This is a genomic window from Rhizobium sp. 268 (assembly GCF_036571585.1).
Lineage (GTDB): Bacteria > Pseudomonadota > Alphaproteobacteria > Rhizobiales > Rhizobiaceae > Rhizobium > Rhizobium redzepovicii.
In genome coordinates this window covers 27,129-42,073 of sequence record NZ_JAPPSO010000019.1, presented here as the reverse complement: position 1 = coordinate 42,073, position 14,945 = coordinate 27,129, and the positions used below count along the sequence as shown (strand labels likewise).

The 14,945-nt window shown below is 61.7% G+C and carries 13 protein-coding genes and 1 pseudogene; 4 read left to right on the top strand and 10 right to left on the bottom strand.

All coding sequences use genetic code 11. The features are described 5' to 3' along the window. Positions 1-423 precede the first annotated feature (423 nt). Positions 424-882: a pyridoxamine 5'-phosphate oxidase family protein gene (locus OS035_RS28680; protein WP_165503982.1), complete on the bottom strand. Its 459-nt coding sequence runs from the start codon at positions 880-882 to the stop codon at positions 424-426. Between the two features lie 129 nt (positions 883-1,011). Here OS035_RS28680 and OS035_RS28675 point away from each other — a divergent pair, with 129 nt between their 5' ends. Beyond that, positions 1,012-1,833 carry a universal stress protein gene (locus OS035_RS28675; protein WP_183777778.1) on the top strand — a complete coding sequence of 274 codons (822 nt, stop codon included), beginning with the start codon at positions 1,012-1,014 and terminating at the stop codon, positions 1,831-1,833. On the opposite strand, the gene OS035_RS28670 is transcribed toward OS035_RS28675, so the two are convergent. After that, a complete protein-coding gene (locus OS035_RS28670; protein ID WP_331814349.1) occupies positions 1,830-3,692 on the bottom strand; it encodes a heavy metal translocating P-type ATPase in 1,863 nt (620 codons plus the stop codon). The two genes, OS035_RS28675 and OS035_RS28670, sit on opposite strands and share 4 nt — an antisense overlap. Positions 3,693-3,719: 27 nt before the next feature. Then, positions 3,720-4,043: a TraR/DksA family transcriptional regulator gene (locus tag OS035_RS28665; RefSeq protein ID WP_097625187.1), complete on the bottom strand. Its 324-nt coding sequence runs from the start codon at positions 4,041-4,043 to the stop codon at positions 3,720-3,722. 225 nt (positions 4,044-4,268) lie between these two features. Here OS035_RS28665 and OS035_RS28660 point away from each other — a divergent pair, with 225 nt between their 5' ends. Together OS035_RS28660 and OS035_RS28655 are read left to right on the top strand one after the other, a co-directional pair. Further along, positions 4,269-6,944, top strand: coding sequence for a cation-translocating P-type ATPase (locus OS035_RS28660; RefSeq protein WP_183777780.1), 2,676 nt, complete (start codon positions 4,269-4,271; stop codon positions 6,942-6,944). 67 nt (positions 6,945-7,011) lie between these two features. Beyond that, positions 7,012-7,845 carry a universal stress protein gene (locus tag OS035_RS28655; RefSeq protein WP_097625185.1) on the top strand — a complete coding sequence of 278 codons (834 nt, stop codon included), beginning with the start codon at positions 7,012-7,014 and terminating at the stop codon, positions 7,843-7,845. 227 nt (positions 7,846-8,072) lie between these two features. On the opposite strand, the gene OS035_RS28650 is transcribed toward OS035_RS28655, so the two are convergent. The 5 genes from OS035_RS28650 to blh are packed head-to-tail and all read right to left on the bottom strand — an operon-like array spanning position 8,073 to position 11,323. Further along, positions 8,073-8,870 carry a sulfite exporter TauE/SafE family protein gene (locus tag OS035_RS28650; RefSeq protein WP_097625184.1) on the bottom strand — a complete coding sequence of 266 codons (798 nt, stop codon included), beginning with the start codon at positions 8,868-8,870 and terminating at the stop codon, positions 8,073-8,075. Next, positions 8,852-9,283, bottom strand: coding sequence for a YeeE/YedE family protein (locus OS035_RS28645; RefSeq protein WP_097625183.1), 432 nt, complete (start codon positions 9,281-9,283; stop codon positions 8,852-8,854). Before OS035_RS28645 ends, OS035_RS28650 begins: the two co-directional genes overlap by 19 nt. Next, positions 9,280-9,690, bottom strand: coding sequence for a YeeE/YedE family protein (locus OS035_RS28640; protein WP_097625182.1), 411 nt, complete (start codon positions 9,688-9,690; stop codon positions 9,280-9,282). Before OS035_RS28640 ends, OS035_RS28645 begins: the two co-directional genes overlap by 4 nt. Then, positions 9,687-10,034, bottom strand: coding sequence for a sulfite-sensing transcriptional repressor BigR (gene bigR, locus OS035_RS28635; RefSeq protein WP_097625181.1), 348 nt, complete (start codon positions 10,032-10,034; stop codon positions 9,687-9,689). The genes OS035_RS28640 and bigR overlap by 4 nt, the downstream gene beginning before the upstream one ends. After that, positions 10,025-11,323 carry a bifunctional sulfur transferase/dioxygenase Blh gene (gene blh / locus OS035_RS28630; protein ID WP_183777781.1) on the bottom strand — a complete coding sequence of 433 codons (1,299 nt, stop codon included), beginning with the start codon at positions 11,321-11,323 and terminating at the stop codon, positions 10,025-10,027. Before blh ends, bigR begins: the two co-directional genes overlap by 10 nt. A 503-nt stretch (positions 11,324-11,826) precedes the next feature. On the opposite strand from blh, the gene OS035_RS28625 reads away from it, so the two are divergent. Beyond that, positions 11,827-12,126 (top strand): hypothetical protein, encoded by a 300-nt coding sequence (locus OS035_RS28625; RefSeq protein ID WP_331814387.1) that lies wholly within the window; start codon positions 11,827-11,829, stop codon positions 12,124-12,126. A gap of 21 nt (positions 12,127-12,147) precedes the next feature. Here OS035_RS28625 and OS035_RS28620 read toward each other — a convergent pair whose 3' ends face one another. Together OS035_RS28620 and OS035_RS28615 are read right to left on the bottom strand one after the other, a co-directional pair. Further along, on the bottom strand, positions 12,148-13,416 hold the full coding sequence (locus OS035_RS28620) for a patatin-like phospholipase family protein (RefSeq protein WP_183777782.1): 1,269 nt from the start codon (positions 13,414-13,416) through the stop codon (positions 12,148-12,150). 64 nt (positions 13,417-13,480) lie between these two features. Then, positions 13,481-14,810 (bottom strand): annotated as a pseudogene (locus OS035_RS28615) (hypothetical protein). Positions 14,811-14,945: the final 135 nt, after the last annotated feature.

Below are 14,945 nucleotides of genomic sequence, written 5' to 3'. Positions count from 1 at the left end.
CACACGACAGTCTTCGCTTCAGCCTCGCTAACCTGACAGGAGGCGGCGTCACAATACAGTTCGGCGGCGCGCGACAACGTTCTTGACCCGGCCTCGCATAGCCGCGCCGCCTCCCTGGGATACTGCTCCAGCTCGCTCTCAACGTCGTCCGAAAGGACCTCGACCGCATCACCGTTGTCGATGCTGCAGACAAGTCGAGCCAGGAATTCACAGTATCGTAGCCCCGTCGCGCGGCGGACGCCGTCAAATCCGTAGTGACCCTGGCCGACGCGGCGCAGATCTCGTCTTGGATCAGGAACCCCTTGCTAACAATGGGCGGGAGGGCGGGAGGTCGGCGTTGAGCGTTTCGCTGCGATGCAGGCTGGGGGAATTGGCATGTGGTGCTCCGTTTGCGGGATGTGGAATCAGCGCGAGGATTGCCGGTCATTCCGTCCTGACTGCGCTTCGACCCGACACGGCCGTTACGACGATCCCGTAGAAGACGTGAGGAGAGCCGTCGAGCATGGGGAGCTCGTGGGGCTTCATGGAGCCGATCTCCCACCAGTCCGAATACTTTTGGAGAAGCGACCATGCATGGAGCCTTTCGCTTCGTCGCGCGTCGCTGTCAGGAAACTCCTCGAACCTGCCTTCGACGACGACGCTCGTCCACCCGCCTGCGCTCGAACGCTGCTCGACGTGAAGGCAGACCTTGTCGTTTCCCCGCATCCAGTCGAGCTTCTTGCCGGGCATGGTGAAGCTATAGGCAACCCCGCTGGAAAAGGCGAAATAGATCGCCGCCACGTAAGGCTGCCCATCCTTGCAGCAGGCGAGATGACCGAAGCGCTCGTTCTCAAGGATCCGGTAGCACTCACCGGGGTTGATCTCCGTCAGCTTGATCGTCATGGCCGTGTCCTCCAGCTTTAATGAAGGCAAGAACATAGGAGCTTCGTTGCGCCGCGGCCTTGACAAAGCGCAATGCGAACTCTCTCCGCGGCAGGCATCATGACGGCTGTTTAACCTCAGGAGGCCAGCATGAAGCCGCAGTTCCATCTCCCGTTATCGACCTATCCCGACCCCAGTTCCTTCACCATAGTCGACAATGCTATCGGCCTCGCTCGGCAGAACGACGCCGATCTCGTCGCCAGCATCCCGCAAGTCCGGATCCCCCAGGTCCATCAGCCCTTTCCCACTTTTATCGATGTCGACACATGGCGGGAACAAGCAGAGGGGAATAGCCGGCACAGCGGGACTTTGTTGCGGGAACATCTCGATCACGCTGTTTCGGAGACTGGCGTCGAAGTGCGAATCCATGGATTCGAGGCCACGGAGCCGTTCGTCTACGAACGTTTTTCCGAAATCGCCAGGTGTCACGACCTCTCCATCGTCGAGGCCTCGGAACTGTCCCGCCAGTTTTCCGAGACGCTGCTGTTCGGGAGCGGCCGTCCTATCGTACTGTTTCCCGCCACCAGCGTCTGCTCTCGCGTGGACACGATCGCCGTTGCCTGGGACGGCAGCGCCACCGCAGCACGTGCCCTATCCTGCGCCCGCTTTTTCATCGAACGCGCGACCAAGGTGCAGGTCATCTCGATCACCGACGACAAGGAGATCGACGAGGCGAACCGCTCGCTACTGATCTCTTCTTTGAAGCACTCGGGATTCGAAGTGGAAGACGTATCGATTCAGGCAGGTGGAGAGACCGCGACCGCTGCCATCCAATCGGCCGCGCTGGAACGAAAAGCGGACCTTCTGGTCGCGGGCGGATTTGGCCATTCCCGGCTTCGTGAATTCATCCTCGGCGGCGTCACTCGGGAACTGCTCGTCAAGGCCGAGCTACCAGTGCTTCTCGCCCATTAGAGGGCGCGAAGGGCGTTGAGGATGACCGCCACGTCGATGGCCTCCTGAAGCAACGCGCCGCCAACCGGCGGAAGGTATCCCGCTCCCGCAAACCCCATCGCGATGAGCGAGAGACCTATACCCGTATAGATGCTCTGAAGCGCGATTTTGCGTGAACGACGCGCGATGCCGATCGCCTTCACTATCTGCGTGAGGTCGTCCCGGACGAGCACGATATCCGCAGCCTCCGCAGCCGCCGCAAGGTTTTCGACGCCCACCGCGATTCCGACTTCGGCTGCCGCCAGCGCTGGCGCGTCGTTCACTCCGTCGCCGACCATCAGAACTCTCCCGTGGACGCGCTCCTTCTCGATGACTGCGACTTTGTCTGCGGGATCGAGCCTCGCCGCGACGTCGTCCAGGCCCAGAGAGCGAGCTATGGCTGTCGCGATAGGCAGCTCGTCCCCGGAAGCGAGGACTATTCGAGAAATCCCTGATGCCCTGAGCTGGTTGACGAGTTGGACGGCGTCTTTGCGAAGCCGGTCTTCGAGCGTGATCGTGCCAGCCGACGCGCCGTCAAAGAGCACCTTCACACGCATTGCGCTGCTTGAACCGTTCGGCCCGGACGGCGGAGCCTCTCCGAAATAGGTGTCTCCTCCGACGTCGACATGCACGCCATCGACGATTCCGGAGATCCCGGATCCCGCAGTCTCGGTCACCCCCGACGGGCGGGTCAACACTAATCCACGCCTATGCGCCTCGTCCACCAGCGCGCGTCCGACCACATGGCCGGACGCCTGGTCCAGCGAGGCGGCCAGCCGCAGGATTCTGTCTGGATGCTCCGGGCCGTCTATCGCGCCGACTTCGGGCTGTCCTGCGGTGAGCGTCCCCGTCTTGTCGAACACTACTACGGTGGCTTGGGCGAGGGCCTCAAGAGGTCCCGCTCCCTTCACCAGAACGCCCTCCTTGGCGGCTTTTGAAGTGCCGGCCGCAAGTGCGACGGGTACGGCTAAAATCAACGGACATGGCGTGGCGACGACCAGCACGGCCACGATCCGTGACATGTCTCCGGACAAGATTGCCGATAGTCCTGCGACCGCGATCGTAGCGAACAGGAACCAGACCGAGAACCGGTCGGCCAGGCGCATCAGCTTCGCCTTGGATCGCTTCGACGCTTCCACGAGTCTGACTATTCCTGCATAGGTGCTGTCCTCGGCACGGCTTAGAACACGGATTTCAACCGCGTCGCCCTCGTTCGTAGCGCCACTCGAAATGCTTCCACCCTTGGCGATGCGCACCGGGAAAGGCTCTCCGGTTAAAACCGCCTGGTCGATCGTTGCGAATTCGCCGACGAGCGCCCCGTCCGCCGGTACGACGTCTCCCTTGCGTATCAGGAGCACGTCGCCGACTGCGACCGTCTCGATCGGAATTTCTTCGAAGCCACTCCCGGCAAGCCGCAGGGCGGTCCGCGGAACTTGCGCCAGCAAAGCCGACATCCCCTCGTCGGCGCGACGATGTGCGTATGCCTCCAGAAACTGACCGCCGGAATACATGAGGCCGACGATCGCTCCGGCGAGATATTCGCCGAACCATAAGGAGGACCCCATGGCCAGGGCCGCGATCAGGTCCAGACCGTATTCCTCTTTCTGCAGCTTCTTGGCGATTTCAACGCAAAGGGACAGCAGACTCAGGCTGGTGCAGCCCACCAGGATTAACCGATATCCAGGGCCGTGACCCGCGAGATAGAAGGCGAATGCGGCCGCCAGCGCAAGCAGCGACGACAGCGCCAGAAGGCCCGACCGGGAGTCTCCTTCCCTCAGTCGCGACAGCCCGCCCTCAGGCCACGTCCACCTACCAGCCCACCAAGCCGCCGCTGTAGCCACCTCTCACCCCCCATCAATCCAGAAGCCTCAGCGGAACGATTTTGCGCAATCGATGCAGAACGGTGTATAGGGGACCGCCGCGAGGCGCTCCTTGCCGATCGAGCGGTGGCATTTGACGCATCGCCCGTATGTGCCGTCGTTCAGCCGGTCGATCGCCGCGTCGATGGCCTCGATCTGGTCGCGCCCCTCGGCTTGCATCTCGCGAAGAACCTCATCGTTTTCAACCTGGGTCGCGCGCTCCTCGCTGTCCTTCTCGAGCGCGACGCAGAGGTCCGCATCGATCGCTCCGAGACGACGGACAAGGTCATCCTTCATCGTCTGCAACACGGCCTGTACTGAGCTTTTATTCATTTTAGTGCCTTCCAATCTTGCCTAATCAATGCGGGTCCACACGCGGCATCGTCCGGAACCAATCCAAGCGCAGCGCGTGGCCGCACAAAGCCGCGGTCCATAAATCGGCTCCAGCATATCTCAGTTCGATGGAAGCTCCTTGATCCCGGTCAATGCCTCTTGCGCGGGAGCACATAGGCTGTCGGGGGAGCCTTCAATGAAATCGTCGCGACAAGCCCGGAGCCCATGATGAATCTGACGGCGCAGACACCCGCCCCCACGACGCCTGCGGTGATAGGACTGACAAGCATCGAGGCCGAGGAACGCCTCGCCGAGCTTGGACCCAACACGCTGCCCGAGCCTGAGCCCCCATCGCCGCTGCGGGTCTTTCTCCTCCAATTTCGCAATCCGATCATCTACATCCTCTTGCTGGCATCGGCGCTCTCGTTTGCGACCGGCAGAATCGAAGACGGCCTGTTCATTCTCGTCGTGCTTCTGATCAATGCCTCCATAGGCACCTACCAGGAGTATTCTGCGGATCGAGCGGCCGCCGCCCTTCGCAAGCTTGAGCAGCCGTCGGCCAGGGTCATACGGGACGGCGTGGCTTGCAGGATCGAGGCCAAGCGGCTGGTCGTGGGCGATCTCGTTCTTCTGGAATCCGGCGACCGAATCCCTGCCGATCTGATGCTTGTCGATGCAAGTGATCTCCGATGCGACGAGTCGCTTCTGACCGGCGAGTCGATGCCGGTTCCCAAAGGGCGAACCGTCGAAGGATCGTCGAATGAAACCGCCAGTTCCATGCTGCTCGCGGGTTCCTTGGTGACGCGCGGGCGAGCCAAGGGCGTCGTGACCGCTACAGGTACCGCGACCATGCTTGGCGGCATCGCCGCCAAGTTGGGAAGAGCCAGTTCGTCGCAGCCCCCGCTTGTTGCCCGTCTGGCGAAGTTCACGAATGCGCTGGCGGTTTTCGTAGGATTGGCAGCTTTGTTGCTGGTCGTCGCGGGCTTCATGCAGGGCCTACCTATGCACGACCTTGTGATGATGTCCGTTGGACTGGCGGTGAGCGCTGTTCCCGAAGGGCTCCCGATCGCGATCTCCGTCGCGCTTGCCGTCAGCATGCGGCGGATGGCCGCCCGCAACGTCATCGTCCGAAGCATGCCGGCCGTTGAGGCCCTGGGTTCGACTACAATCATCGCCACGGACAAAACGGGGACCTTGACCAGCAACGTGCAGACGGTAACCGAAATTCGCCTGCCGGACGGCACGGACATCGCCCTGGACGCCCATGCAGATCTCGACAAGTGCGAGATCAGGGCGAGCGGCCTGGACAGCGACCTTGTCCGCGAGAGGGCGCGCAGGCTGCTACGCGCCGCACTACTCGCAAACGAAGGAACCCTGGCTCGCCGCGACGATCTCTGGGTCGCCGCCGGAGACACGGTCGACGTGGCGCTTCTTGCAGCAGGACGGAAGGCCGGGCTGGGACAGGAAGAGTTGAACGACCGATACCCGCTGGCGGCAAGGATCGCCTACGAGCCCGAGCACAAATACGCTGCATCCTTCCACCACGGCGGTGATCGGATTCATGTCTTCGTCAAGGGGGCGTCGGAGGTGCTCATAGAAATGTCTGATCGCATGGACTCCGCGGGAAACGTAGTCGAAATCGACCGTACGTCGCTTTTGGCGCAGAAGGAAGAAATGGCCGCTCGAGGCCTCAGGGTGCTCGCGTTCGCCGAAGGGGAAATCGGCGCGTCCCTCGCCGGAAGCCTCGGACACGGTCACCTTGTCGATCTCGTGTTCTTGGGGCTGGCCGGACTGCAGGACCCGGTCCGGCCCGAAGTGCCGAACGCTATGAAAGACTGCCACGCGGCGGGCGTGGAGGTCGTGATGGTGACCGGGGACGACCCGCGGACTGCTGCCGCGATTGCCCGAGATGCCGGCCTGGGCTTTCACGCGGGCCAGGTCGTTTCGGGCCACGACATCGATGAAGCCGCTCGAGCGGGCGACCAACGGCTGGACGAGATCACAAGGGAGGCCCGCATCTACGCCCGCGTGCAGCCAACGCAGAAATCGGCGATCGTCGCATCTCTGATCCGCAATGGCCACATCGTCGCCGTCACCGGAGACGGCGTGAACGACGGCCCGGCGTTGAAGAAGGCGCATGTCGGAGTCGCGATGGGACTCAGGGGAACCGAGGTGGCGAAGGAAAGCGCCGATCTTGTCGTCACGAACGACAACTTTGCATCCATCGTCGCGGGGATCGCAGAAGGCAGGGCGGCCTATCGCAACATCCGCAAGGTGGTGCTGATGTCGGTCGCAACGGGCGCCGCCGAGGTCCTGCTCTTCATGCTCGCGCTGCCGTTCGGCCTGCCCATGCCGCTCCTCCCTGTTCAGCTCTTATGGCTCAATCTCGTGACAAACGGCATCCAGGACGTCGCGCTTGCCGGCGGCAGGCCGGAAGGAGACGAACTGGCGGGGCCGCCACGTTCTCCGCTCGAACCTGTCCTCGACGGGACGATGATCCAGCGCGTCGTCCAATCGACGGTCGTGATCGGCGGAGCGGCGTTCCTGGCATTCCAGTGGATGATTGCGCATGGATATGGCGTTCCCGAAGCCCGCAACATAACGCTTCTCATCTTCGTGATGTTCGAGAACGTCCAGACCCTGGCATGCTCCTCCGAAAGACGATCGATATTCTCCGTCGATATCCTTCGAAACCGCTTCCTGCTCCTCAGCGTGCTCGCCGCCCAGACGATCCACATCTCGGCGATGTACGTGCCGTGGCTTAGCGGAACGCTCGGCCTGTCGCCGATCATGCCTCTCGAATGGGGCCTCAGCATGCTGATCGCTAGCTCCCTCGTTCTCGTGACCGAGGTCGACAAGTTCGTCTCCCGGCGACGCCGCGATCGTTCATCCCATGCTTGACGAAGATCAAAGAACGTCGCCGCAAGTGCCGTTATCCTCTCGATATTCAACAAGAGAGGTGATCGAAATGTCCATTCGCACGGTAATGAGCATCCTGACTTCCAAATATTTCGACGAAGACCTGAAGGCGGCCGTGGAGTTTTGCGGGGCCTCCGGAGCACATCTCAGCGCGGTCGTGCTCTGCATGGGAGCGTCGCCGATGATGGGAGAATACAACTCCCTGTCGACCGTCTGGCTGGAAGAACGCCAACGCGAAATCGAGGAACTCGTCAAGAAAGCCGAAGAGATCAAGGCGTATCTCTCGCGCACCGGACTGTCCTACGATGTGCAGGACGTCTATACGGAATATGCCTTTGCGCGGGAGGACATTGCAGAACGGGCGCTCTATGCCGACGTCGTACTTGTCGGTCGCCAAGCCTGCAAGGACGAGGAGCTCCAGAAACGGGTCATGGATGGCGCTCTGTTCCGGACGCCGACGCCGGTGATCATCAACCGCGGGGGGCGGCCGCTCTCTTCTACTTCCAAATCGATCGTGCTGGCGTGGGATTCGAGCGACGAGGCGTCGCGTGCCGCAAGGCAGGCCCTTGACCTGTTGAAGACGGCCGACTGCGTCTACGTGACGATGATCGATCCAGTCTCGCGAGAGCGGGTGAATGGAGAGGAGCCAGGGGCCGACATCGCAAGCTTCCTCTCCCGTCACGGGGTCAAGGTTCAGGTGGATCGTGTGGCCAGCGGCGGAAACAGGGCTGACGAGATCTTGAGGCAGCATGCGACGGATGTGAATGCCGATTTGATCGTCATGGGCGCATACAATCACCCTCGCTGGCAGCAGACACTTTTCGGAGGCGTGACGCGTAACATGATCGAGCAAAGCAGCATGCCAATATTCATGGCGCATTGACGCAGGGAGCCACGGCCGCGCTCCGTGTGCGGCCGTGCCGGAGTGGTAGCATGTCGCTTTCAGAGACTATGGGGACTGAACATCTGGTTCTCCAGCAACGCCGCCGCTGGGCTCTACGAGATGGTCAACGTGTTGGTGTTGAAAGGGTCGCTCGCTCTTCATACGCGAAGGGTCACTTCTGGCCGGAAGTCGCGGCTCGTCCGCTGTCGAGCCCTTCGCTTGGCGCCCTAGCCCGGCACCACCGTCCCCCAGTGCCGATACAAAATATAAGCAGCAACCACGAAGATAAGCGCTGCGAACAGGCGGTTGAGGATGTTCTTGTAGGCGCTGAGCCGCGCAGCGAGCAGCATGCCAAAAACACCGCCGACAATGCCACCGCCAATGAACTCGGAGGCAAGCCACCAATCTACCAAGCCTGAACTGGCATAGCTCAGGGTCGTCGCCAGTCCGAACGCAGCGACGGAGAGGAGAGATGTCCCGATCGCGTTGATCATCGGCATGCCCGTCGCCAGCATGAGGCCGGGAACGATCAGGAAGCCCCCACCGATGCCGAAGAAGCCGGATGCAGCGCCGGCGGCGAGTGCCACGGCCGCGGTGGCAAGGCACATCTTAAGATCGACGGGCCGGCATTCTATCGATACTGGCTTCCTGGGCTTCAGCATCAGGACGCCGACGACGAGCATGAGGATGCCGAACAGGAAAATCAGGCGATCTCCGTCCATCGCTTTGCCGAGACTGGAGCCGCCGAGGGCGCCGACGACGCCGAGTGCAGAGAAGACGGCCGCGCAGCGCCACCAGACGTGGCCCTTGATCGCGTGGCTGGCAAAGTTTGCGAACGCATTCACCGAAACAGCGAGCGCACCCGTTCCGATCGCGATATGCGGCTGCGTCACCCCCACCACATAGAGCAGAAGGGGCGTTGCCAGGATGGACCCGCCGCCGCCGAGCAGGCCGAGCATGAAGCCGACGATTTCGCCGGAGCCAACTGCCGCCCAAATGGAGGTGTTCACGTCCGTCTGCTCCATACTCTGTCATACAAGGTCATCCCGATCAGCATGGCGACGACGAACAAGAACGTTTGCGGAAGGCCGAGCGATAGGGATGCGACTGCCGGACCGGGACAGAAGCCACCGATCCCCCAGCCCAGGCCGAACAAGGCCGAACCAACGACCAGCGGAGCATCGATCCGACGGTTCATCGGCACGTGGAAGCTGTCGTCGAAGGCGGGACGCTTCATCCGTTTCATCACCTGCACTCCGATAAAGGCGACGACGACGGCGCCGCCGAGAACGAAGGCAAGGCTCGGATCCCAGACGCCGAACACGTTGAGGAAGCCTTGGATCCGGACCGGGTTCAGCATGCCGGACAGGGACAGTCCGAAGCCGAAGACGATACCCGAGGCGAGAGCGGCCACGAATTTGTAGATGTTCCGCTTCATAGTCCGAGACCTCGCAGTATTGCGACGGCGACCGCGCCGGCGGTCAGGAACGTGGCGACCGCGACCATCGATCGCGTAGACAGGCGGGCAAGCCCAAGCACGCCGTGTCCGCTGGTGCAGCCCGATCCCATGCGTGAGCCGAAGCCGACAAGCAGTCCGGCCACGATGAGCAGCGGCCCGCCGGTGGTGATCTGCACGACCGGCCAGCCGCCGAACATGAGCAGGTATGCGAGTGGCCCGAGCAGCAGCCCGAGCACGAACGCAAGATTGGTGGTCAGTCCCACGCCTTGGGCGAGACGGCCGACAATTCCGCTGACCCCGGCAATCCGGCCGTTGAGGAGCAGAAGCATGGCAGCCGATGCGCCGATCAGCATGCCCCCGACCAATGAGGGCAGATACGCGTTCATTTGTCATCCTTCACGCAGAAGATGTCATAGAGGGCAGCGACCAGTTGCGCGGCCTTTTCTTCCGTCAGGCGATAGAAGATCTGTTTCCCCTCCCGCCGGGTTTCGACAATCCCGGAGCCACGCAGTACCGTCAGGTGCTGCGACAGATGCGGCTGGTGGACGTCGAGCTTCTCTTCAAGCTCGCCGACCGAATACTCGCCTTCCACGAGCGAGCAGACGATCATCAGGCGCGCCGGATGGGACAGCGTCTTCAGCAGGTTCGCTACCTCTCCGGCCCGGCTGGCCATCTCGGCGGGGGAAAGCCCCGCCCTCATCATCGCCTTTAGATCGGTCGTCATTCCCATGCTGCTCCCTGCAGTGCATCGAGTGGAAACTTGAGGTAACGCCTGCCGTTGGCCTCCGGCTCCGGCAGACGTCCGCCGCGGATGTTCACCTGCAGGGCATGAAGGATGAGCTTCGGCATCGGCAGCGTCTTGTCACGCCTCGTCCTCAGCGTCACGAATTCCTCTTCGGTCACGCCGGAAAGATGCGGGTTGGACTTCATCTGCTCCACCACCGTGCTTTCCCATCGAGGCGCTCGACCGTCCGGCTGGTAGTCGTGGCCCGTGAATATCCGCGTCTCGTACGGGAGCGCGAGGATCTCCTGTATCGACTTCCACAGGACGCGGGCGTCACCGCCGGGGAAATCGGCGCGTGCCGTACCGCTGTCGGGCATGAAGAGCGTGTCGTGCACGAAGGCCGCGTCGCCGATCACATAGGTGATGGAGGCGAGCGTATGTCCCGGAGAGAAAAGCACTTTGGCTTTGATCGAGCCGACCTCGAAGGTCTCGCCATGGGCAAACAGCCGGTCCCATTGGGAGCCGTCGGTGGCAAGCTCAGGCCAGTTGTAGATGCCCTTCCACAGCTTTTGGACGTCCACGACGCGTTCGCCAATCGCTGTCTGCGCGCCAGTCTTCTCCTTCAGATACTCGGCCGCCGAGAAGTGGTCGGCGTGCGGGTGGGTGTCGAGGATCCACTCGACCGTCAGCCCGTTGTCGCGGACGTAGTCGAGGATCGCGTCGGCATTGATGGTCGCCGTCGCACCGGCCCTCTCATCGAAGTCGAGCACCGGGTCAATGATGGCGCACTTACGGGTCGCGGGATCGGACACCACGTACTGGACGCTCCAGGTGCGCTTGTCGAAGAAGCCCTCCACCTGCGGCCTGCGGGCAGCATGTTGCACGAGCCAGGCTGCGGCGGCGCTGGTGTCGAAGCCGCGGCTGCGTCCGAATTCGACGACCTCGTCGGCAGACATGCGGCCGTCAAGGACCTCGCCGATCAAGTAGAGGCTTAGCGACCGAGTGCCGGTCTTGCAGTGGGCGAATACGGGTCCCTCGGATTTGTCGACCGCGCGCTGGAACGCACGCACATCCGCCTCGGTGATCGTGCCAGCCGTGACCGGCACAAACGCATAGGACAGGTGGCAGTGCTTCGCCTCCTGGCTTTCGGCTTGCGTTCCAGGCTGGGCAAGATCCTCGTCGTCCGGTCGGTTGTTGATGAGTGTCTTGAATCCTTTGTCATGAAGCGACTGGATGTCCTCGATGCTCGGCTGCGGCGAGATCGATAGTTTCTCGGATATTATCGTGACAGGCATGACTAGCTCCGCGTCCAATTCATTATACGATCTAATATAATATATATTGATTTATCTTCAAGGTGAGGCACGGAACTTTGTGCTCACCCAATGGCTCCCGCGAAGAGGAGATAGCAACCATGGCCACGACGACGAACCGGGTGAGAACCCAGACATCCGACGAGATCAACCGGCGCCTGCGCTGGCAGATGGAGGAGAGGCTCGCCTAAATCGCCGCAGCGGCGCCGTGGCTGCTGTTGCGCGCTCTGCGCGCCTTCGCTGACGGCGGAGCAGACAGGCTTCTGTTCCCAAACTCACTGATTGGCTTCGGTGGCTGACACGTTCTCGACAGTGCCCTCTCCCACTCCATACTCGGAATCCACTGAATCCGGATGGACGTCGAAAACCAATCATTCTGGGAACTCCTGTGGTTCGCGGTGTTCGGTCTTGTGCCCCTGGCGCTCGGGATGCTAAGGCGCAGAAACGGCAAAGGAGACGGCTGCTGACCTTGCCCCGGCAGGCATATCGATCTAATCGGCGCCTTCACGCCCGATATGCGTGAGGCGGATGACGCGCTGATCGCCGCCGGGCTTGTTTATGTGGATTTCATGGAGACGGTGATGGACCGGATCGGCGAAATGATGCAGCTGATCGCGGCCGGCGCCATCGAACGCTCGCATGTGCGGGGAGATCTCTACGATCTCGTGGCAGCGGGTACTACAAGCCGCCAGTCCGACGACCAGATCACCGTTTTCAAGAATGGCGGCGGCGCGCATCTCGATCTGATGATGGCGAGCTACGTCGTCGATGCGGTCAATGCTTAGGTCTGCAGCGCGGATGGCGGTTTAAACCGGCAGGAAGCCAAACAAGCTTTTGCTTGCGCGTGCCGCCCAGGAGGGCTTCACCGTCCCGGCCGCCAAGGGCGGGCCGGAGGATGGCGCCAGCGGCGATTGATAGAAGCGATTGAGCATCGCGTCGCAGACATAGTGCCCCCAATTCGTCAGAACCTCCGTTTCCCTGGCGCCGAGGAAATGAAGATAGGTGCCGACCTCGGAGGGAACGACCGACGATGGCGGCAGCGTGTAGGAAGCATAGGGCGCGAGTTCGGCATCCCTGCTGTCGATCGACCAATAGACGCCGCGCGTTCTTGCGCGCAGAGCCGATTTCGAGGGAGCATCGAGGCCGAGCAGATCAGCCTTTTTGGCCGCCTTGAAGCCGCCGATCAGGTCTCGCCGCCTCAGCGCCCTCACCTGATTGTCGGTCGTGTGGAGCACGCGCTTGAGCTGGCTGAGATAGTTCCAGTATCCGCGGGTGGAGGAACGCCAGGGCGCGCCGGCATCGCTGACGAGCAGGCAGTCGCAGCGCTTCAGCGCCGGCTCGATGCCGTGATTGTCGTAAACACCGCCGTCGCTCAAGATTGCCCGGCCCGGAGCGACAGCTTCGCCAACCGTATCATCGAGTTTTTCCCGCCTCCACGAAAACTGTGACAGGTCCACACGCAGCGGTGACAACACGGGCGGGAATGCGGCGGAGGCAGCAACCGCGGTCGCGAGCGACAATGCCGGATGAAACGACACGCCGATCCGGTAATCCGCGATATAGCGGTTGGACATGCGGAAGAGCGAGCCGGTGCTGAGATTGCTGGCGCAGAAGACGAACCAGGGCGATCCCGGCAGGTCTTTCAGGCTTGGCGACTTTCCGTCGAACAGATGTCGGTCGTAGAGTTTGGCGGCTTCCTCCGCCGCACTCGAGAAAGGGTTGAACACGCCCTTCAGGAAGCTTGGCCCATCCGCAAAGACCTGGCTGAAGGCCAGGATGCGATCGACATATTCCGTCTTGAAGTTGACGGCGACGTCATTCTCAAAGATTAGCCGCGGCCACACATAGGCGAGCAGGCCGGAGGCGATCGATCCGCCGGAGACCGAGGAGATCATGTCGAGCTTCGCCAGAAGACCGGCCTCGTTCAGCCCTACCAGCGATCCCGCATGGAAAAGCATGGCTCGATAACCGCCGCCGGAAAGGCAGAGGCCGAGTTGGTAACGTTCGGCCGGCTTCTCGGGTTCGTCGGATGCCGGCAGCACGGAGTTCGATTGGGAATGCTCGTTTTCTGACATGCTCGGCCTCGCTCAGGAATGTGAGTTTCCCAACATTTCTTCCTCCGGGCAACGACCGGTCGCGCTACCTGCTCGTATGTCGGCGGGAATTAGCATCGCATTTTTGCCACTCCCAGTTTATTTCGGCTTCGCCTTCATGGCCGTAGCACCAGTCGACACGATTGAGTAGCGGACCGAGCTCGTCGCGCCGTTTGCACGCGCGCTGCGTCTCGGGGGCCTCGCGATCGACACTTGTGCGGCAGATGTCGTCCAGTCCACTGATGGATCAACCGGTCCGGCGCCTTGGCCCCCTTGTCCGTGGTGAGTATCTTTCCGGTCTCGGACTCGATCTGCAGAGAGGCCGTGTTCCACACGAAGGAGAATTCCGCCATGCCGGAGGACGTCTTACCCGTGTCCCTGTTTCCGGCAAACCACTCGACAACTCCCGACATTTCGCATTTTCCCGCACAACTGGCAGTGACGGAGCCCGGCTTGACGCTGTAGATGCGCTGCGGCCAGCGTTGGGCGAAGGTCGCCTTGTCCTTTAGCACGACGTCTTTATCGACCGGGTTTCCGAAGAAGGAGACCTCGTCGGCATAGACGCCCTTCATGAAGGCCAACGCCGAGGCGTTGTCTTTCGACCATTCGTCATTGTATCGGTTGACGAAATCAACCGCTTCCGTGGTCAGGTCGCCGGGTTCGGATGCGGCCGCCTCCTCGGAAGCGCTTGAGTCCGACGGCGTGACGGCGGGTGTTGCGCTCACCTCAGGCGCCGCGTCCTCAGGTGGCGACGCGCTTTCTTGCGGCGCGGGCATGTCCTCGGGCGTGTTGATGTTCCAGTTCCGCATTTCCGCAGCAGTGAGATACCTTATATCGGTGCTGTCGATCGACAGGCTGAGCTGCAGCAGATTGGGGCTTACCCCCATGTCGGTGAGATAGCCGATGATCTCCCCGGTCATCACTTGAACGGTCGAGACTGCCAATTTGTTGTCCATGGGAACATCGTCGGACAGGGAAACGCGATGTACGCCGATGGAGCCCGGCTCGGCAAACCGTTCGACGCCACCGACGAAGGCGAAGGCGCAGGCCGACGCACATTCCAGGGCTCTGATCTGCAGCGTTTTTGCATTAAACGCGCGGATGGCGCGGCCGAACCTGATCGCAGCGACGACGTTTCCGCCGGGCGAGTCAAAGCTGATGTAGTCCGGACGGTACTGCGTATATTCGTCGACAAGCGTCATCGGATCGTCGAAGAATTCAAACACACCCTTTATCACCAGACCACGCTCTCCCGGGGCGCCGTCCAGACGTTGGTAGGAAATGGCTGCATGCCCCTCTCCGGCCATGGCGACGAACGCCAGCAGCATCGATATGAATGAGACGGATCTGCGCATTCTTCCCCACCCCTCGAGCACCTCTACCTGTCCTGTCGTCATTCGCAGCATAGCTTGCCCAGGGTGTGGCCGGATGACCAAATCACCTGCCCCGTGAATCCCGGCGTCCGCGCTCAGCCGACGCCGATTGCGTCTGCAGAACAATAGCTTCGCAGA

What these genes read in the sequence shown, in the direction of transcription:
- OS035_RS28680 (WP_165503982.1), bottom strand. Translation starts at nt 882, where the DNA reads ATGACGATCAAGCTGACGGAGATCAACCCCGGTGAGTGCTACCGGATC.
- OS035_RS28675 (WP_183777778.1), top strand. Translation starts at nt 1,012, where the DNA reads ATGAAGCCGCAGTTCCATCTCCCGTTATCGACCTATCCCGACCCCAGT.
- OS035_RS28665 (WP_097625187.1), bottom strand. Translation starts at nt 4,043, where the DNA reads ATGAATAAAAGCTCAGTACAGGCCGTGTTGCAGACGATGAAGGATGAC.
- OS035_RS28660 (WP_183777780.1), top strand. Translation starts at nt 4,269, where the DNA reads ATGATGAATCTGACGGCGCAGACACCCGCCCCCACGACGCCTGCGGTG.
- OS035_RS28655 (WP_097625185.1), top strand. Translation starts at nt 7,012, where the DNA reads ATGTCCATTCGCACGGTAATGAGCATCCTGACTTCCAAATATTTCGAC.
- OS035_RS28650 (WP_097625184.1), bottom strand. Translation starts at nt 8,870, where the DNA reads ATGGAGCAGACGGACGTGAACACCTCCATTTGGGCGGCAGTTGGCTCC.
- OS035_RS28645 (WP_097625183.1), bottom strand. Translation starts at nt 9,283, where the DNA reads ATGAAGCGGAACATCTACAAATTCGTGGCCGCTCTCGCCTCGGGTATC.
- OS035_RS28640 (WP_097625182.1), bottom strand. Translation starts at nt 9,690, where the DNA reads ATGAACGCGTATCTGCCCTCATTGGTCGGGGGCATGCTGATCGGCGCA.
- bigR (WP_097625181.1), bottom strand. Translation starts at nt 10,034, where the DNA reads ATGGGAATGACGACCGATCTAAAGGCGATGATGAGGGCGGGGCTTTCC.
- blh (WP_183777781.1), bottom strand. Translation starts at nt 11,323, where the DNA reads ATGCCTGTCACGATAATATCCGAGAAACTATCGATCTCGCCGCAGCCG.
- OS035_RS28620 (WP_183777782.1), bottom strand. Translation starts at nt 13,416, where the DNA reads ATGTCAGAAAACGAGCATTCCCAATCGAACTCCGTGCTGCCGGCATCC.